The following is a 22,579-nucleotide window of genomic DNA, read 5'->3' on the forward strand; positions in this document are numbered from 1 at the left end:
GAGCCGGGGCCGAGGTCCCAAATAGACCATGGTCCCAGTCCCCGGCTCAGGCAGAATTGCCCGCGCATTCCTCCTTATCCCCGCGCCTTCGGCGCGCCCCTTTAACAACAAGGGGGCTCCTGGGCTGCGGGATCGAGGGGAGGCCCGGCGCATGCGTGGTAGTGCCGGCCGCTGGCCGGCAACCTCTGCCGATTTGGGTCCACCAGATGCCGGCCAGCGGCCGGCACTACCAGAGGGCCCGGTTCGCGGTAGCGGCCAGGCTCAGTGCTCGTGCGCTGCCGGGGCGGCGGCGCCACCTTCGAGCTGGTCGAGGAAGTCCACCGCGCGGCGCAGGTGCGGGATCACGATAGAGCCGCCGACCACCAGGCCTACCGAGAAGGTCTCGAAGAACTCCTCACGGGTGACGCCGGCGTCCTTGCACTGGGCCACGTGGTAGCTGATGCAGTCGTCGCAGCGCAGCACCATCGAGGCCACCAGGCCCAGCAGCTCCTTGGTCTTCACGTCCAGCGCGCCGGCCTGGTAGGTCTGCGTATCCAGCGCGAAGAAGCGGCGCACCACCTGGTTCGGCTCGCCCAGGATGCGTTCATTCATGCGCTTGCGGAAGTCGGTGAACTCGGCGATCCGGTCCTTGCTGCCGTCGTCGGCCGCGCTCATGCCTGGCCCTGCCCGGCCAGCAGCGGCTCGAGCTTGCCTTCACGATGCAGGGCCATCATGTCGTCGTAGCCGCCCACGTGGACGTCGCCCACGAAGATCTGCGGGACGCTGGTGCGTCGGGTCTTGGCCATCATCTTCTCGCGCTCGACCGGGTCCAGGTCGATGCGGACCTCGGTCCATTGCTGGCCCTTGCTCTTGAGGAAGTTCTTGGCGGCCACGCAGTACGGGCAGACGGCGGTGGAATAGATGGTGATGGCGGGGGTAGCGCCGGCGGACTGGGCTGTCACGGGAAACTCCACGATGGATCGACGGTCCATATATGGTACCGGTGCGCTGGAATTTCCACGCCACGCCCGCAACACTGTGGATTGATTAACGAATGGTTGCCCCCTGCCCTGCCACGCTGGGCCGACCCTGCCCGAGGACCGACCGCTTGCGACCCCTGCTGCTCACCGCTGCCCTGACCCTGGCCCTGGCCGCCCCGCTGGCGCAGGCCCAGGAGAAGCTGCCGGACATCGGCTCCTCGGCGGGCGAACTGCTGACCCCGGCCCGGCAGGCCGAGTACGGCGCGATGATGCTGCGCGAACTGCGCAACTATGGCTACCTGCTGGACGATCCCCTGGTCAACGACTGGCTGCAGACCATGGGCACCCGCCTCGGATCCAACAGTGACCAGCCACGCCAGCCCTACACGTTCTTCGTGATGAAAGACCGCCAGATCAATGCCTTCGCCACCCTCGGCGGCTATATCGGCGTCAATGCCGGCCTGGTGCTGACGGCCGAGCGCGAGGACGAGGTGGCGGCGGTGCTGTCGCACGAAATCGCTCACGTCACCCAGCAGCACGTGCTGCGCGGGGTCGAGCGCGCCCAGCGCGACCAGATCCCGATCCTGCTGGGGATGCTGGCGGCGGTGGTTGCCGCCCAGGCCAGCAACAGTTCGTCCTCGGGCAACGCGACCATGGCCGCGATCAGCTCGGGCATGGGCCTGATGCAGCAACGGCAGATCGACTACACCCGCTCCAACGAATCGGAGGCCGACCGGCTGGGCATCCGCACGCTGTCGCGCAGCGGCTACGACGTGGATGCGATGGCCGGCTTCTTCGAACGCATGTCCTCGGCGATGCGCGGCAACGATGGCGGCTACAGCGTTCCCGACTTCCTGCGCACCCACCCGGTCAACACCACCCGCATCAGCGAGGCCAAGGCCCGCGCCGAACAGATGAAGAAGGACACGGTGCTGCTGACCACGCGCACGCCCAGCGGCGAGCGCAAGGAGCGAGTGGATCCCGCCGACCCGACCCTGGGCGATCCGCTGCTGCGCGGCATCAACCCGCTGCTGCCCGGCAGCGTGCTGCGGGTTCCGATCGGCCAGCTCAGCCGCGGCGCCAGTGGCGATTTCAACTGGGCCCGTGAGCGCCTGCGCGTGCTCAGCGCCGACAGCCCGGCCGACCTGCAACGCGAGTACACCGATCTTGCGCGCAGGCAGAAGGACGGTCTGGATGACGCCCAGCGCTATGGCCAGGCGCTGGCCACGATGCGCGGTGGCCGCAGCGGTGCCAGCCAGGCCCGACAGACCCTCACCGACCTGCTGAAGACCCACCCGGACAGCCTGTGGGTCGCCCTGGCCCTGGCCGAAGCGGAGTCGCGCACCGGCCAATCCACCCAGGCCAATGCGCGCTTCGAGCAGCTGCTGCACGAACACCCCAACAGCCGGCCGGTGGCCCTGACCTACGCCGAGATCCTGAACGAGCAGGGAGGCCAGGCCGCGGGCCAGCGCGCGCAGGCGATGCTGCGCCCCCTGCTGTCGCAAAGCGGTAACGATCCGGTCTTCCAGCAGCGCTACGCCCGCGCCAGTGAACTGGCCGGCGACAGTGTCCGCGCCAGCGAGGCCTATGCCGAGGCGGCGTTCCTGGGCGGGCGCCCGGAACAGGCCCTGATGCAGCTGCAGGCACTCAAGCGCAACCCCGCGCTGGACTATGTCGGTCGGGCCCGGGTGGATGCGCGGATCGAGTCGATCACGCCCACCGTGCTCGAGCTGCGCCGGCAGGGCGTGCAGGACCCGGATCTGGACCGCCGCTGAGTGCGGCATGACCGGCAGATGGCAGCAAAGCCAGATGCCGGCCAGGCAGTCACAAACATGTCATCAAACCGTAGTCTACTGGCACCACTCCAGTAACTGAGCCCTACGGTGCCCTCGTGCAGAAACGCATCCTGATCGTCGATGACGAGCCCGCGATCCGCGAAATGGTCGCTTTCGCCCTTCGCAAGGGCGATTACGAACCTGTCCACGCCGGTGACGCCCGCGAGGCCCAGACCGCCATCGCCGACCGCGTCCCCGACCTGATCCTGCTCGACTGGATGCTGCCCGGCACCAGCGGCCTGGACCTGGCCCGGCGCTGGCGCAAGGAAACCCTCACCCGCGAAGTGCCGATCATCATGCTGACCGCGCGCGGCGAAGAGAACGACCGCGTCGGTGGCCTCGAAGCCGGTGTCGACGACTACGTGGTCAAGCCGTTCTCGGCGCGCGAACTGCTGGCGCGTATCCGCGCGGTCATGCGCCGCGCCCGCGACGATGACGAGGACGGCAGCGTGGCGGTGGGTGCGATCCGCATCGACGGTGCCGCCCATCGCGTGTTCGCCAACGACCAGCCGGTGCCGATCGGCCCGACCGAGTACCGCCTGCTGCACTTCTTCATGACCCACCCCGAGCGCGTGTATACCCGCGCGCAGTTGCTGGACCACGTGTGGGGCGGCAGCGTGTATGTGGAAGAACGCACCATCGACGTGCATATCCGCCGCCTGCGCAAGACGCTGGAACCGTTCAACGCCGAGAACATGGTGCAGACCGTGCGCGGCGCCGGTTACCGCTTCTCCACCGCAACCTGAGCCTCGTCGTGCCGGCGCCGTGCACCCCACGGTGCCGGCGTCGGCAACTCTGCTATAACTTCCGGTTCACCTGCGTGAACCGCCGCAACCCACGACGAGACCGCAATGCCCCGCCACATCCGCTCTGCCTGGTTGAAGACACTGGCCACCGTGGCCACCGTGTTGCTGTTGGCCGGTCTGGTCGGTTGGTTCACTGGCCACCTGTGGCTGTGCATCGCGCTGGCGGCACTGGCGACGCTGGTCTGGCACTACTGGCGGCTGCGCCGCGTGCTGCGCCGGCTGACCGCGCGCCAGCGCTGGGACACCGCCGCCGAAGGCACCGGCGTCTGGAACGAGCTGGACCGCCTGCTGTACCGCAACCAGGTCGAGATGCGCGTACGCAAGCGGCGACTGCTGGACATGCTGCGCAGCTATCGCGCTGCAGCGGCCGCGCTGCCCGACGCCGTGGTGGTGCTGGACCGCAACAGCCAGCGCGTGCAGTGGTTCAACGAAGCGGCCACGGCCCTGCTCGGCCTGCATCATCCGGGCGATCTGGGTGAGGCCTTGGTCGAACGCCTGCAGCCGATGCCGCTGGCCCACTGGCTGGCCGGTGGCCGCAATGCAGAACCGATCCTGGACGTGCCCTCGCCGGTCGATCCTGCGATCCGCCTGAACCTGCGCCTGATTCCCTATTCGTCCGACTACTGGCTGTTGATCGCCCGTGACGTCAGCAAGCTGCTGCGCCTGGAACAGGTACGCCGCGACTTCGTGGCCAACGTTTCACATGAGCTGCGCACCCCGCTCACCGTGGTCCACGGCTACCTGGACATGATGGACCCGGAGGACTTCCCGGGAACCGGACCGATGCTGGAGGAAATGCGCAAGCAGAGCCAGCGCATGGCCCAGCTGGTGGAGGACCTGCTGACCCTGTCGCGGCTGGAATCGCAGGAACACAGCGAGGCCGAGACGGTGGCGATGCAGCCCATGCTGGCCACCCTGCGCCGCGAAGCCGAAGCGCACAGCCAGGGCCGGCACCAGATCAGCATCGACGACCTGGCCGGCGTGGACCTGCAGGGCTCGACCAAGGAACTGCACAGCGCGTTCTCCAACCTGGTCACCAACGCGGTCCGCTACACCCCGGCCGGTGGCCGCATCGCGGTGGAGTTCCGCCGTGAGGGCGACGGCGTGGTGCTGGCGGTACGCGATACCGGCTACGGCATTCCGGCCACCCACCTGCCGCGCCTGACCGAACGCTTCTACCGCGTCTCCAGCAGCCGCTCGCGCGAAAGCGGCGGCACCGGCCTGGGCCTGTCGATCGTCAAGCACATCCTCGGTCTGCACCACGCACGCCTGGAAATCGACAGCGAGGTCGGCAAGGGCTCGGTGTTCGCCTGCCATTTCGATGCCGACCACGTGCGACCGCGTGAGTCCGCCCCCCTGACCTCCTTCGAAGAATGACGCCATGAGCAGCCTCGGATCCCTCCCCCTCCCCGTGAGCACGGACAGCGATCCGTTGCGCGACCCGGCGCTGTACATCAACCGCGAACTGTCGCAGCTGGATTTCAACTTCCGCGTGCTGGCGCAGGCGATGGATCCGCAGGTGCCGCTGCTGGAGCGCCTGCGCTTCATGTGCATCTCCTGCACCAACCTGGATGAATTCTTCGAGATCCGTGCCGCCGCGGTCCGTCATGCACAGGAGTTCGGCCTGCCGCCGGCACCGGACGGCATGAGTCCGCAGGCCATTCTCAATGCCATCCACGAGCGCGCCGCCGAGCTGGTGGACCAGCAGTACCGCTGCTGGAACCAGACGCTTCGCCCGGCGCTGATGGAGGCCGGCATCGGCGTGCTGGGCCGCAACTCCTGGACCCACCGCCAGAAGCGCTGGCTGCGTGCTTATTTCCGCAACGAGATCATGCCGGTGCTGTCGCCGCTGGGCCTGGATCCGGTGCATCCGTTCCCGAAGATCCTCAACAAGTCGCTGAACATCGTGGTGGTGCTGAAGGGCACTGATGCGTTCGGCCGCAGCGGCCACCTGGCCATCGTGCGCGCACCGCGTTCGCTGCCGCGGATCATCCAGTTGCCGGAAAAACTCGGCGGCCCGCAGAATTTCGTGTTCCTGTCCTCGGTGCTGTCCACCTTCGTGGATGAGCTGTTCCCGGGGCTGGAAGTGCTGGGCGCCTATCAGTTCCGTGTCACCCGCAACTCCGAGCTGGTGGTGGATGAAGAGGAAGTGGAAAACCTGGCGCTGGCCCTGCGCGATGAGCTGGTGGACCGCGGCTATCGGCCTGCAGTGCGGCTGGAGATCGCCCACGACATGCCGCGCGACATCGTACGTACCCTGCTGCAGAACTTCGGCCTGACCGAGAACGCGGTGTACCGCATCGACGGACCGGTCAACCTCAACCGCATCATCCAGCTGTACGACCTGATCGCCCAGCCGGACCTGAAGTATCCGCCGATGACCCCGCGCACCCTGCGCGACAGCGACGGCATCTTCGAGACCGTGGCCCGCCAGGACCTGCTGCTGCACCACCCCTTCGACGCGTTCGCGGCGGTGCTCGACCTGATCCGCCAGGCCGCGCTCGATCCGAACGTGCTGGCGATCAAGCAGACCCTGTACCGCACCGGCAAGGACTCATTGATCGTCGATGCACTGATCCAGGCGGCGCGCGCCGGCAAGGACGTGACCGTGGTGGTCGAGCTGCGCGCGCGCTTCGATGAAGAAGCCAACCTGGGCCTGGCCGATCGGCTGCAGGAAGCCGGCGTGCAGGTGGTGTACGGCGTGGTCGGCTACAAGACCCACGCCAAGATGCTGCTGATCGTGCGCCGCGAAGGCCGCAAGCTGCGCCGCTACGTGCACCTGGGCACCGGCAACTACCACAGCGGTACCGCGCGCGCGTACACCGACCTGAGCCTGATCACCGCCGATGCGGACATCGGCAACGACGTGCACCTGCTGTTCCAGCAGCTGTCCGGGCTGGCGTCGAAGATGAAGCTCAAGCGCCTGCTGCAGTCGCCCTTCACCCTGCACACCGGGATCCTGGCGAGGATCGAGCGCGAGACGCGCATCGCCGCCGCCGGGCGACCGGCGCGGATCATCGCCAAGATGAACGCCCTCAACGAAGCGCAGGTGATCCGTGCGCTGTACGCCGCCTCGCAGGCGGGTGTGCAGATCGACCTGATCATCCGTGGCGCCTGCACCCTGCGCCCGGGCGTACCGGGCGTGTCGGACAACATCCGCGTGCGCTCGATCGTCGGCCGTTTCCTGGAACACAGCCGGGTCTACTGGTTCGGCAACGACGGCGCACCGGAGCTGTACTGCGCCAGCGCCGACTGGCTGGAACGCAACCTGCTGCGCCGGGTGGAAACCTGCTTCCCGATCCTCGACCCGGCGCTGGCCAAGCGGGTGTACCGCGAAGTGCTGCAGAACTACCTGGACGACAACCTCAACGCCTGGGAGCTGGATGCCGAAGGCATCTACCACAAGCGCGCACCGGCCCACGACGAAGCCCCGCATTCGGCGCAGATGGCGTTGATGCAGGGCCTCTGACCCGGTAGGTGGCCAGGTAGGTGCCAACCTTGGTTGGCACGTTTGGATTCATCCACGCATGGCGTGGATCTACCGTGTCGACCAAGGTCGACACCCACCAACAGCCGCGTGAACCTGTCAAAGGTCGACATATGCAGGCCCTTTGATCCGGTAGATGCCAACCTCGGTTGGCACGTTTGGATTCATCCACGCATGGCGTGGATCTACCGTGTCGACCAAGGTCGACATCCACCAACAGCCGCGTGAACCTGTCAAAGGTCGACATATGCAGGCCCTTTGATCCGGTAGATGCCAACCTCGGTTGGCACGTTTGGATTCATCCATGCATGGCGTGGATCCACCGTGTTGACCAAGGTCGACACCCACCATGCGCAGGCCATGCCATTCCGACAGATCGCGAAAAACTGTCAAAGGCGGGGTGGGTCCGGTTGCGGGGGTGTCCGCGGCATGGATGCCGCGGTCAAGCCCCCATGGGTGAGGGCGCTTTGCTTGCGAAGCACTGCTTCGCAAGCGCCCGAACGCACAGCCGCCAGCGGCTGGGCCGGACCGCGGAGCGGGGTTTACGGCGTCCCCCGCAACCGGACCCACCCCGCCATCCCACAGGAAGCCAGCTGTTGCTGTTGCTGTTGCTGTTACGTTGAGGTTGCCGGCCTGCGGCCGGCACTACCGCTTCAGCGGGTGCAGGGCGCAGCCCTGCCGCACTCCCCCTCCAAAATGTGAAGGCCGCGCGGTGACGAGTTCACCGCCCCTTCGGCTAACATTCGCCCATGCCGCATACCACCACGACTCCGCCCGCATTGCAGGATGGCGACCTGCTGGCCGCCATCGACCTTGGCTCCAATAGTTTCCACATGGTCATCGCGCGTTACACGCTTGGCCAGCTGCGGGTGATCGACCGCCTGCGCGAAACCGTGCGCATGGCCGACGGCCTGGACGGCAAGGGCGGACTCTCCGCCGCAGCGCGACAGCGCGCGCTGGAGTGCCTGGCCCGCTTCGGCCAGCGCATCCGCAACGTCCCGCCGCATCGCGTGCGTGCACTGGCCACCAACACGGTGCGCCAGCTGCGCTCGCCGCAGGCGTTCCTGATGCCGGCCGAAACCGCGCTCGGGCACGCCATCGAAGTGGTCAGTGGCCGCGAGGAAGCGCGCCTGATCTACCTGGGCGTGGCCCATGCGCAACCGCCCAAGCCCGACCAGCATCGCCTGGTGATCGACATCGGCGGCGGCTCGACCGAGTTCATCATCGGCAAGGGCATGCAGACCCTGGAGCGCGAAAGCCTGCAGGCCGGCTGCATCGCCAGCACCCGTCGCTTTTTCCCGGGCGGCAAACTCAGCAAGAAGCGCTGGAAGGACGCACTGGCCGAAATCGGCCGGGAGTTCCAGCCCTTCGCCAGCAAGTACCGCGCGCTCGGCTGGCAGGAGGCACTGGGGTCGTCTGGTACCCACAAGGCCATCAGCGAAATCTGCGCGACGATGAAGCTGAGCAAGGGTGCGATCACCGCCGAGGCGTTGCCGCAGCTCCGCGATGAGCTGTTGAAGGCCAAGAAGATCGACGACATCGTGCTGCCTGGCCTGTCCAGCGATCGCCGCCCGATCATCGCCGGCGGCATCCTGGTGCTGGAGGCCGCCTTCCAGGCGCTGGGCCTGCAGAAGCTGCTGGTCAGCAAGGCCGCGATGCGCGAGGGCATCCTCTATGACATCCTCGGCCGTGCCGGCGACAACGACCCGCGCGATGAATCGGTGGCCGCCCTCACCCATCGCTATGGCATCGACACGGTGCAGGCCGGCCGCGTGCAGGACACCGCACTGTCGTTGCTGGAGCAGGTGCAGGAGCGCTGGAAGCTGGATGCCGATGACGCACGCATGCTTGGCTGGGCCGCGCGCCTGCATGAGCTGGGGCTGATGATCGCCCACAGCGGTTACCACGTGCATGGCAGCTACGTGCTGGAAAACTCGGATATCGCCGGCTTCTCGCGGCAGGAACAGCAGATGCTGGCGACGCTGGTGCGCAATCACCGCCGCGGCATCAGCAAGACCGCCTTCGATGCCATTCCCGAACGCCTGCTGCTGACCGCACGGCGCCTGGCTGCCCTGCTGCGCCTGGCGGTCCTGCTCAACCGCGCGCATGAGGACGCGCCGCTGCCGGTGCTGGAACTGACCGCCGACGACAGCCGCCTGTCGCTGATCGTGCCGCAGGACTTCATCGATGCGCGCCCGCTGCTGCGCGCCGACCTGATCGGCGAGACCGAGGGCATCGCTGGACTCGGCATCCAGTTCCGTCCGTTCGTGGTCTGAGCAGGGCGACGGGACGCCGTCCGATCGCCGGCCGGCGCCCGATTACATTTCGTTACAGTTCGCGCAATCGACCGCCAATTTCTGCTGCAACGCAGCAGCTGGCGATGGCCGTGCCTGCCGCGTCTTCGCGTAAATCCCTGCTTTTGTTCATGTTTTGTGAAAACGCGCGATGTGTAGCGACACAAACCGACATACGCCCTTTACATGGCATTAACCAACGAGACTACTATCGGGTCATCGGCTCGGTCCTGGACCTGTCGATTCCTTCGACGCCCACTTTGGCGTCCTTTGCACGACCCGAGAGAGAGAGCTCGTCATGACTTCACGCACCACCGCACTGGGGCAGGCCATCCGCTACGCCCTGGCAACCACTGCCACCCTGGCCGCCCTGCCGGCTTTCGCACAGAGCGGCAGCACTGCCTCGCCGACCAACCTGGACCGCATCGAGATCACCGGTTCGCGTATCCGCCAGGTCGACGTTGAAACCGCCCAGCCGGTGCTGGCGCTGAGCCGGATGGACATCGAGCGCCAGGGCTTCAGCTCGGTCTCGGACATCCTGCAGAACGTCACCGCGATGGGCACCCCGACCATCAGCCGCGCCAACGTGCTGACCGCCGGTGAGAATGCCGGTGGCACCTACGTGGACATGCGCGGCCTGGGCACCCAGCGCACGCTGGTACTGATCAACGGCAAGCGCCTGGGCATCAGCACCTCCGGCTACCAGGACCTGTCGGTCCTGCCGGTGTCGGCGATCGAGCGCGTGGAGATCCTGAAGGACGGCGCCTCGGCCATCTATGGTTCCGACGCCATGGCCGGCGTGGTCAACATCATCACCCGCAGCAATGTCAGCGGCGTGACCGCCAATGTCTACCACGGCCAGTTCAGCGAGGGGGACGGTGCCCGCGACCGCGTCGACGTGGTTGCCGGCTGGTCCAATGACCGCTTCTCGGCCACCCTGGCACTGGAGCACTCCGAGGAAAAGGCCGTCTGGGCACGTGACCGCGGCTTCAGCCGTTACAGCAACACCGACCGTCACCCGACCGAAGGTTGGACCACGACCAGCCAGTGGGGCCAGTTCACCGGCCTGCGTGGTCCCGGCTGTACGGTCGCGGCCGGCTGCGGCTACTCGCTCAACCGTGGCGCCGACCCGACCAAGCCCGGCAACTACCACCTGACCGATCCGGCCGCGTTCACCGGCGACACCAGCAACACCAACGAGCAGATGCACCTGAGCTATCCGATCAAGCGCGACTCGGTGTTCTTCTCCGGCCAGGCCAACATCACCGACAACGTCCGCTTCAAGACCGAGCTGGGCTACAACAAGCGCTCCTCGACCCGCGTCACCGCTGGTTACCCGCTGGCTTCCAACACGCTGGGCGCGACGGGTGCCGCAGGCAACATGTCCATCGACAGCTACTTCAACCCGTTCGGCAACAAGAACGGCTATGCGACGCCGACGTCGGTGGCGTGGAACCGCCGTACCTGGGAAATGCCGCGCGAAAGCACCAGCGAGCTGAAGACCTACCGCGCCGTCGCCGCTTTCGAAGGCACCTTCGACCTGGGCGAGCGCTACTTCGACTGGGAAGTGGGCTATCAGTACAGCAAGAACGAGCTGACCCAGCACACCACCGGCAACCTGCACAAGCAGCGTGTCATCGATGCAGTGGGCCCGTCCTACTTCAACAACGCCACCGGCAAGGTCGAGTGCGGCAGCGCTGCGGCTCCGAAGGCCAACTGCATGGTGTGGAACCCGCTGGTTCCCTACGGCGTGCAGAACCCGTATGGCCTGGACGGCAACCAGGCGCTGCAGGACTGGCTGTTCCCCGCCGAGAACGCCACGGGTGAAACCACGACCAAGAACTGGTTCGCCAACCTGAGTGGCAGCCTGCTCACCCTGCCGGCAGGCGACCTGGGCTTCGCATTCGGCCTGGAAAACCGCGAAGAGAACGGCAAGTTCATTCCTGATGCCCTGGCCCAGACCGGCGCGACCACCAACCTGGCCGCTGGCCCGACCGGCGGCTCGTACAAGGTGAAGGAAGCCTACCTGGAGTTGAACGTGCCGGTGCTGGCCGACCTGCCCGGCGCGCGTGAGCTGAGCTTCAACGCAGCTACCCGCTACTCCGACTACAACACCTTCGGCGACACCCTCAACAGCAAGTTCGGCTTCAAGTGGAAGCCGATCGACCAGCTGCTGGTGCGTGGCACCTGGGCGGAGGGCTTCCGCTCGCCGACCATCAACGATCTGTACGGCGGCGGCTCGCAGACCTTCCCGACCTTCAGCGATCCCTGCGACAGCGTGTACGGCTCGGCCCGTTCCAACAGCGCTGTGCGTGCACGCTGCGCCCAGGACATTGCCAACATCGATGCGTACCGCCAGCTGGACAGCACCAACAGGCCGACCAGCGGTTCGAGCGCGGCCAGCCCGGTGGCGTTCACCTCAGGCTCCAACCCGGATCTGCTGCCGGAAACCTCGACCAGCCGCACGCTGGGCGTGGTGTGGAGCCCCACCTTCATCAGCAACTTCAACGTGTCGCTGGACTGGTGGAAGATCCGCATCGACAACACCATCGTGTCCGACAGCTCGAACCAGATCCTGATCGACTGCTACGAGCAGAACATCGAGTCGCGTTGCGCGCGCTTCTCGCGTGATCCGGTCACCGGCATCGTCACCGGCCTGAAGTTCGGCAACCGCAATGCGGGCTTCGCCGAGACCGAAGGCTACGACATGGACGTCAGCTACCGTCTGGATACCGACTACGGCAAGCTGAGCACCTCGTGGTCGACCACCTACGTCAGCTCGAACATCTACCGTTCGTCCAATGACGTTGCCACCGTGCCGACCACCACCAACGGCATCGCGGTCAATACCGGCATCGGCTTCCGCGTCCGTTCCAACGCCACCATCGGTTGGGACTTCGAGAACTTCGGTGTGAGCTGGACCGCCCGCTACTACTCCGGTGTCAAGGAGCAGTGCCTGAGCCTGCCGAACCATCCGGACGAGTGCTCCGATCCGGGCGTGTACGCGCCTTGGTACAAGGGCGCCCGCAACTACAACGAACGTGGTTCGGTGACCTTCAACGACGTGCAGGTGCGCTACAAGCTGCCGTGGAACGCCACCGTCTCGGTGGGTGCCAACAACGTGTTCAACCGCCTCGGCCCGGTGATGTACACCAAGCCGAACTCGGTGTACTCCTACTCGGGCAGCTTCGACATCGGCCGCTTCGTGTACATGCAGTACAAGCAGAGCTTCTGATCCACGCGCTGTCGCACCACCACGACCACGGCCCTTCGGGGCCGTGGTTTTTTTGTGCCGCTGAACTGCACAGGCACCGCCTTGCCCGGTCGTCATCGCGTTGTCGCAAAGCGGTCATGTCGGCTACATCGCCAGGCCCGAGCATGCGTAAAACCGGAGGCCCGCCATGCGCTATGCCATCGTCACCGAAACCTACCCGCCGGAGATCAACGGCGTCGCACTGACCGTGCAGGGCCTGGAGCAGGGATTGCGCGCCGCCGGCCACGAGGTCGACCTGATCCGTCCGCGCCAGGTCAGCGAAGCACTGGATGCGGCGCCGGGCACCCTGCTGGTACCGGGCGCGGCCTTGCCGCGCTACCCTGGCCTGCGCTTCGGCCTGCCGGCACCGATCCGGCTGGGCCGGCACTGGCGACAGCAGCGCCCCGATGCGGTCTACGTGGCGACCGAAGGTCCGCTGGGCTGGTCGGCACTACGCACCGCGCGCCGCCTCGGCATTCCGGTGGCTACCGGATTCCACACCCGCTTCGACGAATACCTGCCCGACTATGGCGTGGCGTGGCTGCAGTCGGCGGCAATGCGCTGGATGCGCCGTTTCCACAACCAGGCCGACGCGACCCTGGTGCCCACCCGCGAACTGCAGGAATTCCTGAGCGACCAGGGCTTCGAGCGCGTGCGCCTGCTCGCCCGTGCGGTCGACAGCCAGCAGTTCGACCCGTCACGCCGCGACCCGGCATTGCGCGAGGAATGGGGTATCGATGGCACGGGCCTGGCGGCGATCTACGTTGGCCGCATCGCCGCCGAAAAGAACCTCGGCTTGGCGGTGAAGGCCTTCCGCAAGCTGCAGCAGGTGCGCCCGAAAGCGCGTTTCATCTGGGTCGGCGATGGCCCGGCGCGCGAGAAACTGGCGCATGAGAATCCCGATTTCATCTTCTGCGGCATCCAGCGCGGCGATGCCCTGGCCCGACACTTCGCCAGTGGCGATCTGTTCCTGTTCCCCAGCCGCAGCGAGACCTTCGGCAACGTGACCCTGGAAAGCATGGCAAGCGGCCTGGCCACGGTCGCTTTCGACTACGGCGCGGCCCGCGAGTACCTGCGCAACGGCGAGAACGGTGCCGCAGTGGATGACGACGAGCAGTTCGTGCAGGCAGCGGTGCAACTGGCTGCCGATGATGTCCAGCGCCGCGGGTTGGGTGGCAACGCGGCACGGGCGATGAAGCGGCTGCACCCGCAGCAGGTGGTGGCGGAGTTCGAAAGCCTGCTGGCGGAACTGGCCAGCGCGCGGAGGAGCGGACATGCGCACCACGCCGCTTGAGCTGCTGGCCGGTCGCGAAGCCCGGTTGTGCCGCCGCGCCAACCACTACTGCCGACGTCGCCGCGTGCGGCGCGTCTTTTCGATCATCAGCCGGCTCGGCGATGGCGTGTTCTGGTATGTGCTGATGGGCGCGCTGGTGCTCATCGATGGCTTCGACGGCCTGCGCGCATCAGTGCACATGGCCGCCACCGGCCTGGCCGCGCTGCTGCTGTACAAGGGCCTGAAACGCTGGACCCGGCGGCCACGGCCGTACGCGGCCGACCTGCGTATCCGTGCCTGGGTGGCGCCGCTGGATGAGTTCAGTTTCCCGTCCGGCCATACCCTGCACGCGGTGTCGTTCACCATCGTCGCGCTGGCCTACTACCCTTGGCTGGCGCCGCTGCTGGTGCCGTTCACCCTCGGCGTGGGCCTGTCGCGCGTAGTGCTGGGCCTGCACTACCCAAGCGACGTTCTGGCTGCCACCGGCATCGCTGCACTGCTGGCCTCGGCCAGCCTGGCCTGGCTGCCGTTGCCGGTGTGATGCCCTAGAATGTCCGCATGACCACGCTGTTCATCTCCGATCTGCATCTGGACCCCAGCCGTCCGGCCATCACCGACCTGTTCCTGCGCTTCCTGCGCGAGGAAGCGCCTGGCGCCGATGCGCTGTACATCCTCGGCGATCTGTTCGAAGCCTGGATCGGCGATGACACCCCCTCGGCCGCAGCCGACGCGGTGGCCGATGCGCTGAAGGTACTGTCCGACAGCGGCGTGCCGGTCTTCTTCATCCGCGGCAACCGTGACTTCCTGCTGGGCGAAGACTATGCCCGCCGCGCCGGCCTGCGCATCCTGCCGGACCCGTGCATGATCGAGCTGTACGGCCGCCCGGTGCTGCTGCAGCACGGTGACCTGCTGTGCACCGATGACATCCCCTACCAGCAGTTCCGTGCCCAGACCCGCGACCCGGTCTTCCAGGCGCAGTTCCTGTCGCAGCCGCTGGAAGCGCGTATCGCCTTCGCGCAGAAGGCGCGTGATGCCAGCCAGGCGCGCCAGTCGGAAATGAAGCAGGGCGACCGTGCGCAGTTCGAAACAGTCACCGACGTGGCCCCGACCGAAGTGGAAGCCACTTACGTGCGCCACGGCGTGGACACGATGATCCATGGCCACACCCATCGCCCGGCGATCCACACCCTGCAGGCCGGCGGACGCAGCTGCACCCGCATCGTGCTGGGCGACTGGTACGAACAGGGTTCGGTGCTGCGCGTGGATGCCAACGGCTGGACCCTGGATACGCTCAGCCGCGCATGATGGATCGCAGGATGCCAACCAAGGTTGGCATCTACCAGAGCAGGTGCACGCGCCCTGGTAGACGCCGACCCTGGTCGGCGCTTGGACTCAGCGGAAGGCCGCGATGGTGGCCTTGGTATTGACCAGCACGCGCTGGTTGTCGGCACTGCTGGCGATGCCCATCGGCACGCCGTTGTAGCTGATGTTCGGATTGGACCAGTAGTTCAGCCGCGGGCAGCCGGCCGAGCAGTCATAGGCCATGATCGTGCGCCAGCGCGATCCGCTGGCCGGCTCATAACGATAGCCATGGCCATAGGCATACGGCGACGTGCTCGGATCACTGGCGATGTCGTGCCGTGCGCTCTGCAGGTGGCCGATTTCATGGGCGAACGAGTAGTAGCCGGTGGCGCAATCCCAGTACACCGCAGCAAACGCGGTCGATGCGGTGGAACCGATGCCCGACGCCAGTCCGCAGTAACTGGTGTTGTTGATCAGCAGTACGCCGACGTCGGCGGCGGTGTTGTTGCGGCTGGTGTGGATGCTGTCCATGTAGCCGTCGCTGGTGCCACGGAAGCGCGACAGGTCGGTGGTGAAATTGCCGGACTCGGTGTAGTTGGTGGTTTCATAACCGGCCAGCTGCAGGGTGAGGCCTACGTTGCTGTTGGTGTAACCCTGGTTGGATTCGGCAACCGCCAACTGCACCAGCGACTGCATGTTGCCACCGTAGGCGGTCACTGCAGCATTGGTTGCCACCACCAGCACGCGGATGGTCGCCGGGCTGCCTGAGGAGGCCTGCGCAGTGCCGAGGCGATCATTGGCAGGCATGGCGATCTTCGGCAACTGGTTGTAGTCGGCCGGATGATCGGCCGGCATCCGCGATTCATCCACCTCGACCAGCACGTGGCGATTGCCCAGCGGACGCAGACGATAGAGTTTGCCGTCCTTGCGGATCGAGCCGGTGAGGGTATTGCCCGAGCGCACCAGGATCAGCGAATTGCCCGGATCGTCCTGGCCATTGGACGTGGCCGCCTGCAGGCGATCGGACGGCGCGCGCAACTGGCCGTACCAGATGCTGCCACCCTCGGGCAGCGCCTCGACCTTGCTGCGAACGGCCTGCACCTTCTGCCCGAGCAGCTCGAATTCCAGCTGCGGCTGCGCGGTGGCGGCAGCATCGACACGCACTTCCTGTACGGCGGCGGTGGACGGGGTGGCCAGCAATCGCCCCAGTGCCGGCTCGCTGGTGGCCGATGCACGGCTGAGCACGGTGACCGGCTCGAACAGCGGCGCCGCATGGGCGGCCGCCGCTACCGACAATCCCAACAACAGACCACCTGTCGCTTTACCTATCGATCTGGACATCATCTTGTCGCTCCTTGAAGTGAAGTGGACAGCGTTGATGCAGCACGACCCGGGGTGCCGGGTCCGGCCATCAGGCCTGCGCAGGGCGTGTGAATTCAATAGACGAGAGGAATGGAAATCGCGATCTGTGATCGACCGCATCTGCGTTCAGTCAGGTCAACAGCGCCAGTACACTTCGCCAACACACGGCTTTCGCGCTACCGTGACGTGGCCACGACAGGGGATGCACATGGCGCCAGCGCAGCACAACGGTGACACGACGGCTGATCCGGGCCTGCTGCGGATCGGCCTGTTCTTCGATGGCACCCGCAACAACGCACACAACCTGGCGCAGGGCCACCGGCAGGTGCCGCGACCGCGCCCCGCCCTGCTCCGCGCCGATGATGATTCGACCTACCAGAGTCGTTTGACCAGCAGCTACGACAACGGCGCCACCAACATCGCGCGCCTGCATCAGTTGTATCCGGACAGCCGGCGCACGCCCGGCAGTACACCTTCGCTGGCGATCTACGTGGAAGGCGTCGGCACCCGCGATGATGCCGAGGACGACCTGATCGGCCTGGCCTTCGGTATCGGCGCCAGTGGCGTGCAGGCGAAGGTGCAGCGTGCGTTGCAGGTGCTGCTGCCGGCGGCACTGTCGGCTCTTGCTGTGCAGTGGCGCGCGCCCCTGCACAGCGTGCAGCTGGATCTGTTCGGCTACTCGCGCGGCGCGGCCTCCGCGCGTGATGTGGCCAACCATCTGCGCGGATGGGACGGCGCGCGCTGGCGGCAGCTGCTGCAGCAGGCGGGGTTTTCATGCAGCGCCGATTTCGCCCTGCCGCGGCCGATATTGCGCTTCATCGGCCTGTTCGACACGGTGGTCGCCGTCAACGGCGGCCGCGCCGACGAACACCCCCGCATCGCCCTGCCCGCAGGCATCGCCGAGGCCGTGCTGCAGCTCAGTGCGCGCGACGAGCATCGCCAGCACTATGCGCTGACCACGGTGGCACCGGCCCATCGCGAAATCGCACTGCCCGGCGTGCACGCCAACATCGGTGGTGGCTACGACCAGGTGGAAGAAGGGCCCAAGCTGCTCAGCCGGCCGCGGCGGCAGCAACTGCGCCGGCCTGGCGTGGAGGACTACCAGACACCGCCCCTGGCACTGCTGCAGGCGACCACCGCGTACGCTGAAGCACAGGCCGACGCCGAACGCTGGCGGCAGCAGCTGGGGTTGAACCCGAAGGAAGTGTGGGTCGATGTCTGGCACCAGTGGCAGCAGCAGCGACGCGCGGGCAGCCGCAGCGTGCTGATGTCGCCGGTGCTGTACGTCACCGCTGCGGTGGTGCTGCACCGGCGCATCGATTGGCGCTACCAGCTGGTTGCGCTGCAGGTGATGCAGCAGCACGCCAACGATGCCGGCGTGACCTGGACTACCGACGCGGCCAAGGTGGCGGGTTGGGAACTGCCCAGCGCGCTGCAGCCGATCGCGCGCCGCCTGATTGCCGGCCAGCCGTTGACCCCGACGCAGGAAGCGTTGCTGCGCCGCCGTTACCTGATGCAGTCCGCACACTGGAATTTCGATGCGCTGGGCGATACCGCCCTGACCTACACCGCCGACGCCGGTGTCAGCGAGCTGCCGTATCGCCCCGGGCCGGGGCTGTTCTACATCAACCGGCCGACGGTGGATGGCAGACGCCTGGTGTTGCCGAACGCATGAGAACCAAAAAGGGGACGGAGGGAATCAAGCCGTTTGTGGCACAAACGACTTGATTCCCTCCGTCCCCTTTTCCTTCAACCCGCCTGTTCGACCAGGTTGGCGAGCTCATCCGCATCGAACCCGGCCAGCAGGCGTGCCTCGATGTTGAACGGCCCGTGCAGGTAGCCACCGGCATACTCGACCAGCAGTTCCTTGAAACGCGCTCGTGGCTCGACGCCGGCGCGCTCGCAGTACCAGCGGAACCAGCGCGATCCGGCGGCAACATGTGCAACCTCCTCGCGCAGGATCACCTCCAGCACGTCGGCGGTTTCGCCATCGCCGACGTTGCGCAGCTTGTCGATCATGCCCGGGGTCACGTCCAGCCCGCGCGCTTCCAGCACGCGCGGCACCAGCGCCATGCGCGCCAGGCCGTCGTGCGCGGTCTTCTCGCACATTTCCCACAGGCCGTTGTGCGCCGGGAAATCGGCGTACTCATGGCCATGTGCCAGCAGGCGCTCGCGCAGCAGCATGAAGTGGCGCGATTCGTCGTCGGCGCAGCTCACCCAGTCGGCATGGAACGCAGCCGGAAGACCGCGGAAGCGGTACACCGCGTCCCAGGCCAGGTCGATCGCATTGAGCTCGATATGGGCGATGGCATGGATGAACGCCGCACGCCCTTCCACCCCGCCCAGGCCGCGCCGGGGCACTTCACGCGGATGCACCATCACCAGCTGCGCCGGCCGGCCCGGCATGCGGATCGGATCGGCCGGCGGAGCATCGGCCGGTACGTTCAAGCGGCCGGCGCGGAACGCGGCAGCGTAGGCCTGGGTCAGCGCGACCTTGCGCAGCGGATCGGCTTCGGCCAGGCACTGCTGCGCGGCGCGCAGCAGATTGCCGCCGACGTCAGGCACGTCGATCACCGCATGGACCTCAGGCGCGGCGCTTGTGCTTGGCGTCGTCCGAACGCAGCTGCTGGATGCGTTCGAAGTAGCCCGGCTCGATGCCCGTCGGGTAATGGCCGTTGAAGCACGAGGAATCGAAGTTGCGCAGCGCCGGATTGCCCTCGCTCACCGCCGCTTCCATGTCTTCGATGTCCTGGTAGATCAGCCAGTCGCAGCCCAGGTGCGCTTCGATTTCCTCGATGCTGCGGTTGTGCGCGACCAGCTCTTCAGCGGCCGGCATGTCGATGCCGTAGATGTTGGGGTAACGCACCGGCGGCGCGGCGCTGGCCAGGTAGACCTTGCGTGCGCCGGCGTCACGCGCCATCTGCACGATCTGCTGGCTGGTGGTGCCGCGCACGATCGAGTCGTCCACCAGCAGCACCACGCGGTTGCGGAATTCCAGGTGGATCGGGTTGAGCTTGCGGCGCACCGACTTCACCCGTTCGCCCTGGCCCGGCATGATGAACGTGCGGCCGATGTAACGGTTCTTGATGAAGCCTTCGCGGTACTTCACCCCGAGCACGTTGGAGATCTCCAGCGCGGCATCGCGCGAGGTATCCGGGATCGGGATGATGGTGTCGATGTCGTGGTCCGGGCGCAGGCGCAGGATCTTCTCGCCCAGCTTGATGCCCATGCGCATGCGCGCCTTGTGCACCGACACGTTGTCGATCATCGAATCGGGGCGTGCGAAATACACGTACTCGAAGATGCACGGGGTGTGTTCGGCCGGCTCGGCGCAGATTTCCGAGAACAACTCGCCGCGCGCGGTGATCACCAGTGCTTCGCCCGGCTGCACGTCGCGCACGCGCTGGAAGCCCAGCACGTCCAGCGCGGCCGACTCGGAGGCAACAATGTATTCGTCACCCTCGGCATGGCTGCGCTTGCCCAGCACCAGCGGGCGGATGCCATGCGGATCGCGGAAAGCGACCAGGCCCAGGCCCAGCACCACGCTGACCACCGCATAGCCGCCCTTGCAACGGCGGTGCACGCCGGCAACCGCGCGGATGGCGGCTTCCGGGCTGAGCTGGCGCTGCTGTTCCAGTTCGTAGGCGAACACGTTCAACAGCACTTCGCTGTCCGAATCGGTATTGACGTTGCGGCGGTCCTGCTCGAACACCTGCTGGCGCAGGTCCTCGGTGTTGATCAGGTTGCCGTTGTGGGCCAGCGCGATGCCGTACGGCGAATTGACGTAGAACGGCTGTGCCTCGTCCATGCCTTCCGAACCGGCGGTCGGATAGCGCACATGGGCGATGCCGACGCTGCCTTCCAGGGTGGACATGGTGCGTGCATCGAAGACATCGCGGACCAGGCCGGTGGCCTTCTGCACCCGCAGGCGGCTGCCGTTGACGGTGGCGATGCCCGCCGCGTCCTGGCCGCGATGCTGGAGGACGGTCAAGCCGTCATACAACTGCCCGGCGACGTTCTGGTTGCCGACGATTCCGACGATGCCACACATGATGCGAGGTCTCCGCTGGGCTGTGCCCAGTTACAAGGAAGGTGGCCGTGCCTGGCCAGAGTTGTCGCCGCGTCTGCGGTCGACATTGGCCGGGTCGTCCGGCTCGATGCTGCCCGGTAGTGCTGGGGCGTCCGGGCGCACTTCGGCCGGATCGTATGCCTCGCCCTGTTCCGCCTTCGCAGGCCGCAGCCATCCGCTGCCCGCCACTATCTGACCGAGTACGCCATTATCGCCTGTCGCCCCCGGCTTGCCCACTCCGGCGCCGGCGCTCTTGCCCAGCTCCATCAACGCAGATGGGGACAGCGCGTCCATCGGCAAGGCCTTGGGCAGCAGGTCGGTGCCCGGCACCTGCCACTGCGGCAGCTTGCTGTTCATCCAGGCCACGGCCGGGTTCAGCACCGGGCGCAGCGCCGAGCCGCGCCAGGAGGGTTCGGCGGTAAGCGGAGTGAAGCCGGCCAGCAACAGCAGCACGGCCGCGATCAGCCCGCCACGCACGGCACCGAGGACCCCGCCCAGCAGGCGGTCCAGGCTGCCCAGCATGTTGCGGTGGACGATGGCCTTGATGACCATGCCGATCACGGCGACCACGACCATCACGCCGATGCCGACGCTGAGGTAGCCGCCGATGAAATGCTCGCCGCCGGGCGCAGCCGGTGCGGCCCACCAGCGTGCGGCGTCATTGCCGAAGGCAAAGGCCGCCCAGGCGGCCACCAGCCACGATACGGTGCCGATGACGATGCCCACGAAGCCGCGCAGCAACCCAAGCAGGGTGGAGGCGGCGATCACGATCAGCAGCACCACGTCGATCATGGCGCCCCGCTCCTTCGGCGGCGCTGGCAACGGGGCTGCGTACAGGTCATGGGTGCGGTCGCACCATGCCGGCCACGCCGACCTTGGCGGCGACCTGCGCCTTCAACTGTTCAGCATCGGCGCGGTTGGCGACCGGTCCGACACGGACACGGTGCAGGCTGCCCTTTTCGGTACGCACCTGCTCGACGAAGGCGCTGAAGCCTGCCGCGCGGACCTTGTCGCGCAGGGCGTTGGCATCGTTGGCCTGGCCGAATGCGCCGAGCTGTACGGCAAAACCCACTCCGCTGGCGGCCGGTGCGGCCGGCGTGGTCGGCGGCGTGGCCGGCTTGCTGGCGGTCGCTTCCGGCTTGGGCTCGGGCTTCGGTTCCGGCTTGGCCACCGGCTTGACCGGCTCCGGCTTGGCGGCCGGCGGCGCTGCTGCTGCGGTCGGCGTACTCGGCGGCAGGCTTTCACTGCGCACCGGGTTGCCGGTCGCCGACGGCGTGGCCGCCGCGACGGGAGTACTGGCGCTCGGCGCGGGCGTCGGCGTGCTTGCCACCGGTGCGCTGGTGGAGGGTTTCGCATCGAGCGTGATGACTTCTGCCTTCACGTCGGCACGCACCTTCACCGCCTGCAGCCGGGCCGCTTCGGCCTGGGCACGGTCGGCATACGGCCCAACGCGAACGCGCCAGGCCGGGCGGCCGTTGATCGATGCGGTCTCGATGAAGCCCGGAAGCTGCGAACGCTTGAGGTAGGCGATCACCGCATCGGCGTCGGCCTGGCTGCCATAGGCGCCGAACGTCACCGCGTAGTTACCGGCGGCGACGGCTGGCGAAGTGTCCACGGTCGGCGGTGTTGCCGGGGCGGCAGCCTCCTCGACGGGACGGGCCTGGCCACTCTGCAACCCGGTGGCGCCACCGGCCGGTGCGACCAGCGGCAGTTCACGGGTTTCAAACTGGCCATCGGCCGGCGCATCGGGCGCGGCGATCGGCACAGAAGCGACACCGCTGTCCGGGGCCGGGCCCTTGACGAGCATCGGCAGGAAAATGACGGCCAAGGCCACCAGGACGATGGCACCAATCAGACGCTGTTTCAGGGGCGTATCCACGTAGGGCAGGCGGCAGGCTGGACGTTGCGGTCGATTATACGGGTGCGCGACCGCACGGCG

Annotated in this window: 17 protein-coding genes; 10 read left to right on the plus strand and 7 right to left on the minus strand. The window is 66.9% G+C overall.

Annotation, left to right across the window (positions count from 1 at the left end):
• Window positions 1-261: 261 nt before the first annotated feature.
• Together ABIA73_RS15175 and grxC are read right to left on the minus strand one after the other, a co-directional pair.
• Window positions 262-654, minus strand: coding sequence for a carboxymuconolactone decarboxylase family protein (locus ABIA73_RS15175; RefSeq protein ID WP_005408260.1), 393 nt, complete (start codon window positions 652-654; stop codon window positions 262-264).
• Window positions 651-941, minus strand: coding sequence for a glutaredoxin 3 (gene grxC / locus ABIA73_RS15180; RefSeq protein WP_025878124.1), 291 nt, complete (start codon window positions 939-941; stop codon window positions 651-653). Before grxC ends, ABIA73_RS15175 begins: the two co-directional genes overlap by 4 nt.
• Before the next feature lie 146 nt (window positions 942-1,087).
• On the opposite strand from grxC, the gene ABIA73_RS15185 reads away from it, so the two are divergent.
• The 9 genes from ABIA73_RS15185 (at window position 1,088) to lpxH (ending at window position 15,212) form a co-directional block, all read left to right on the plus strand.
• The gene (locus tag ABIA73_RS15185; protein WP_025878122.1) at window positions 1,088-2,734 is read left to right on the plus strand and encodes a M48 family metalloprotease; all 1,647 of its coding nucleotides are present in this window, start codon (window positions 1,088-1,090) and stop codon (window positions 2,732-2,734) included.
• 116 nt (window positions 2,735-2,850) lie between these two features.
• Complete coding sequence (gene phoB / locus ABIA73_RS15190) at window positions 2,851-3,540, plus strand: phosphate regulon transcriptional regulator PhoB (RefSeq protein WP_025878121.1); 690 nt, start codon at window positions 2,851-2,853, stop codon at window positions 3,538-3,540.
• A gap of 105 nt (window positions 3,541-3,645) precedes the next feature.
• Window positions 3,646-4,977 carry a phosphate regulon sensor histidine kinase PhoR gene (gene phoR / locus ABIA73_RS15195; protein ID WP_025878120.1) on the plus strand — a complete coding sequence of 444 codons (1,332 nt, stop codon included), beginning with the start codon at window positions 3,646-3,648 and terminating at the stop codon, window positions 4,975-4,977.
• Between the two features lie 4 nt (window positions 4,978-4,981).
• Window positions 4,982-7,069 carry a polyphosphate kinase 1 gene (gene ppk1 / locus ABIA73_RS15200; protein WP_025878118.1) on the plus strand — a complete coding sequence of 696 codons (2,088 nt, stop codon included), beginning with the start codon at window positions 4,982-4,984 and terminating at the stop codon, window positions 7,067-7,069.
• A 767-nt stretch (window positions 7,070-7,836) separates the two neighbouring features.
• On the plus strand, window positions 7,837-9,363 hold the full coding sequence (gene ppx, locus ABIA73_RS15205) for an exopolyphosphatase (RefSeq protein ID WP_025878116.1): 1,527 nt from the start codon (window positions 7,837-7,839) through the stop codon (window positions 9,361-9,363).
• Between the two features lie 316 nt (window positions 9,364-9,679).
• The gene (locus ABIA73_RS15210; protein WP_025878114.1) at window positions 9,680-12,616 is read left to right on the plus strand and encodes a TonB-dependent receptor domain-containing protein; all 2,937 of its coding nucleotides are present in this window, start codon (window positions 9,680-9,682) and stop codon (window positions 12,614-12,616) included.
• Between the two features lie 166 nt (window positions 12,617-12,782).
• Window positions 12,783-13,928: a glycosyltransferase family 4 protein gene (locus ABIA73_RS15215; protein WP_033830452.1), complete on the plus strand. Its 1,146-nt coding sequence runs from the start codon at window positions 12,783-12,785 to the stop codon at window positions 13,926-13,928.
• Window positions 13,909-14,448: a phosphatase PAP2 family protein gene (locus tag ABIA73_RS15220; RefSeq protein ID WP_099782979.1), complete on the plus strand. Its 540-nt coding sequence runs from the start codon at window positions 13,909-13,911 to the stop codon at window positions 14,446-14,448. Before ABIA73_RS15215 ends, ABIA73_RS15220 begins: the two co-directional genes overlap by 20 nt.
• Before the next feature lie 17 nt (window positions 14,449-14,465).
• The gene (gene lpxH / locus ABIA73_RS15225; RefSeq protein WP_140228179.1) at window positions 14,466-15,212 is read left to right on the plus strand and encodes a UDP-2,3-diacylglucosamine diphosphatase; all 747 of its coding nucleotides are present in this window, start codon (window positions 14,466-14,468) and stop codon (window positions 15,210-15,212) included.
• An 87-nt stretch (window positions 15,213-15,299) separates the two neighbouring features.
• On the opposite strand, the gene ABIA73_RS15230 is transcribed toward lpxH, so the two are convergent.
• On the minus strand, window positions 15,300-16,553 hold the full coding sequence (locus ABIA73_RS15230) for a zinc-dependent metalloprotease (protein ID WP_301866910.1): 1,254 nt from the start codon (window positions 16,551-16,553) through the stop codon (window positions 15,300-15,302).
• A 226-nt stretch (window positions 16,554-16,779) separates the two neighbouring features.
• Here ABIA73_RS15230 and ABIA73_RS15235 point away from each other — a divergent pair, with 226 nt between their 5' ends.
• A complete protein-coding gene (locus ABIA73_RS15235) occupies window positions 16,780-18,246 on the plus strand; it encodes a T6SS phospholipase effector Tle1-like catalytic domain-containing protein (protein ID WP_354275977.1) in 1,467 nt (488 codons plus the stop codon).
• Between the two features lie 74 nt (window positions 18,247-18,320).
• Here the strand turns inward: ABIA73_RS15235 and ABIA73_RS15240 are convergent, their stop codons facing one another.
• From ABIA73_RS15240 to ABIA73_RS15255, 4 genes are read right to left on the minus strand one after another with little or no spacing between them, the layout of a single operon-like run.
• Window positions 18,321-19,145, minus strand: a complete 825-nt coding sequence (locus ABIA73_RS15240; protein ID WP_218788782.1) for a ferritin-like domain-containing protein — start codon at window positions 19,143-19,145, stop codon at window positions 18,321-18,323.
• A 10-nt stretch (window positions 19,146-19,155) separates the two neighbouring features.
• Window positions 19,156-20,622 carry an amidophosphoribosyltransferase gene (gene purF, locus ABIA73_RS15245; protein ID WP_025878104.1) on the minus strand — a complete coding sequence of 489 codons (1,467 nt, stop codon included), beginning with the start codon at window positions 20,620-20,622 and terminating at the stop codon, window positions 19,156-19,158.
• Between the two features lie 30 nt (window positions 20,623-20,652).
• The gene (locus tag ABIA73_RS15250) at window positions 20,653-21,432 is read right to left on the minus strand and encodes a CvpA family protein (RefSeq protein WP_025878103.1); all 780 of its coding nucleotides are present in this window, start codon (window positions 21,430-21,432) and stop codon (window positions 20,653-20,655) included.
• 46 nt (window positions 21,433-21,478) lie between these two features.
• Window positions 21,479-22,519 (minus strand): SPOR domain-containing protein, encoded by a 1,041-nt coding sequence (locus tag ABIA73_RS15255; protein ID WP_354275978.1) that lies wholly within the window; start codon window positions 22,517-22,519, stop codon window positions 21,479-21,481.
• Window positions 22,520-22,579 lie beyond the last annotated feature (60 nt).

It is taken from the genome of Stenotrophomonas sp. 2694, assembly GCF_040548715.1.
Lineage (GTDB): Bacteria > Pseudomonadota > Gammaproteobacteria > Xanthomonadales > Xanthomonadaceae > Stenotrophomonas > Stenotrophomonas indicatrix.

Excerpts from the sequence above, each read along its gene's own strand:
- ABIA73_RS15175 (WP_005408260.1), bottom strand. The coding sequence starts at position 654 with ATGAGCGCGGCCGACGACGGCAGCAAGGACCGGATCGCCGAGTTCACC.
- phoR (WP_025878120.1), top strand. The coding sequence starts at position 3,646 with ATGCCCCGCCACATCCGCTCTGCCTGGTTGAAGACACTGGCCACCGTG.
- ppk1 (WP_025878118.1), top strand. The coding sequence starts at position 4,982 with ATGAGCAGCCTCGGATCCCTCCCCCTCCCCGTGAGCACGGACAGCGAT.
- ppx (WP_025878116.1), top strand. The coding sequence starts at position 7,837 with ATGCCGCATACCACCACGACTCCGCCCGCATTGCAGGATGGCGACCTG.
- ABIA73_RS15210 (WP_025878114.1), top strand. The coding sequence starts at position 9,680 with ATGACTTCACGCACCACCGCACTGGGGCAGGCCATCCGCTACGCCCTG.
- ABIA73_RS15215 (WP_033830452.1), top strand. The coding sequence starts at position 12,783 with ATGCGCTATGCCATCGTCACCGAAACCTACCCGCCGGAGATCAACGGC.
- ABIA73_RS15220 (WP_099782979.1), top strand. The coding sequence starts at position 13,909 with ATGCGCACCACGCCGCTTGAGCTGCTGGCCGGTCGCGAAGCCCGGTTG.
- lpxH (WP_140228179.1), top strand. The coding sequence starts at position 14,466 with ATGACCACGCTGTTCATCTCCGATCTGCATCTGGACCCCAGCCGTCCG.
- ABIA73_RS15230 (WP_301866910.1), bottom strand. The coding sequence starts at position 16,553 with ATGATGTCCAGATCGATAGGTAAAGCGACAGGTGGTCTGTTGTTGGGA.
- ABIA73_RS15235 (WP_354275977.1), top strand. The coding sequence starts at position 16,780 with ATGGCGCCAGCGCAGCACAACGGTGACACGACGGCTGATCCGGGCCTG.
- purF (WP_025878104.1), bottom strand. The coding sequence starts at position 20,622 with ATGTGTGGCATCGTCGGAATCGTCGGCAACCAGAACGTCGCCGGGCAG.
- ABIA73_RS15250 (WP_025878103.1), bottom strand. The coding sequence starts at position 21,432 with ATGATCGACGTGGTGCTGCTGATCGTGATCGCCGCCTCCACCCTGCTT.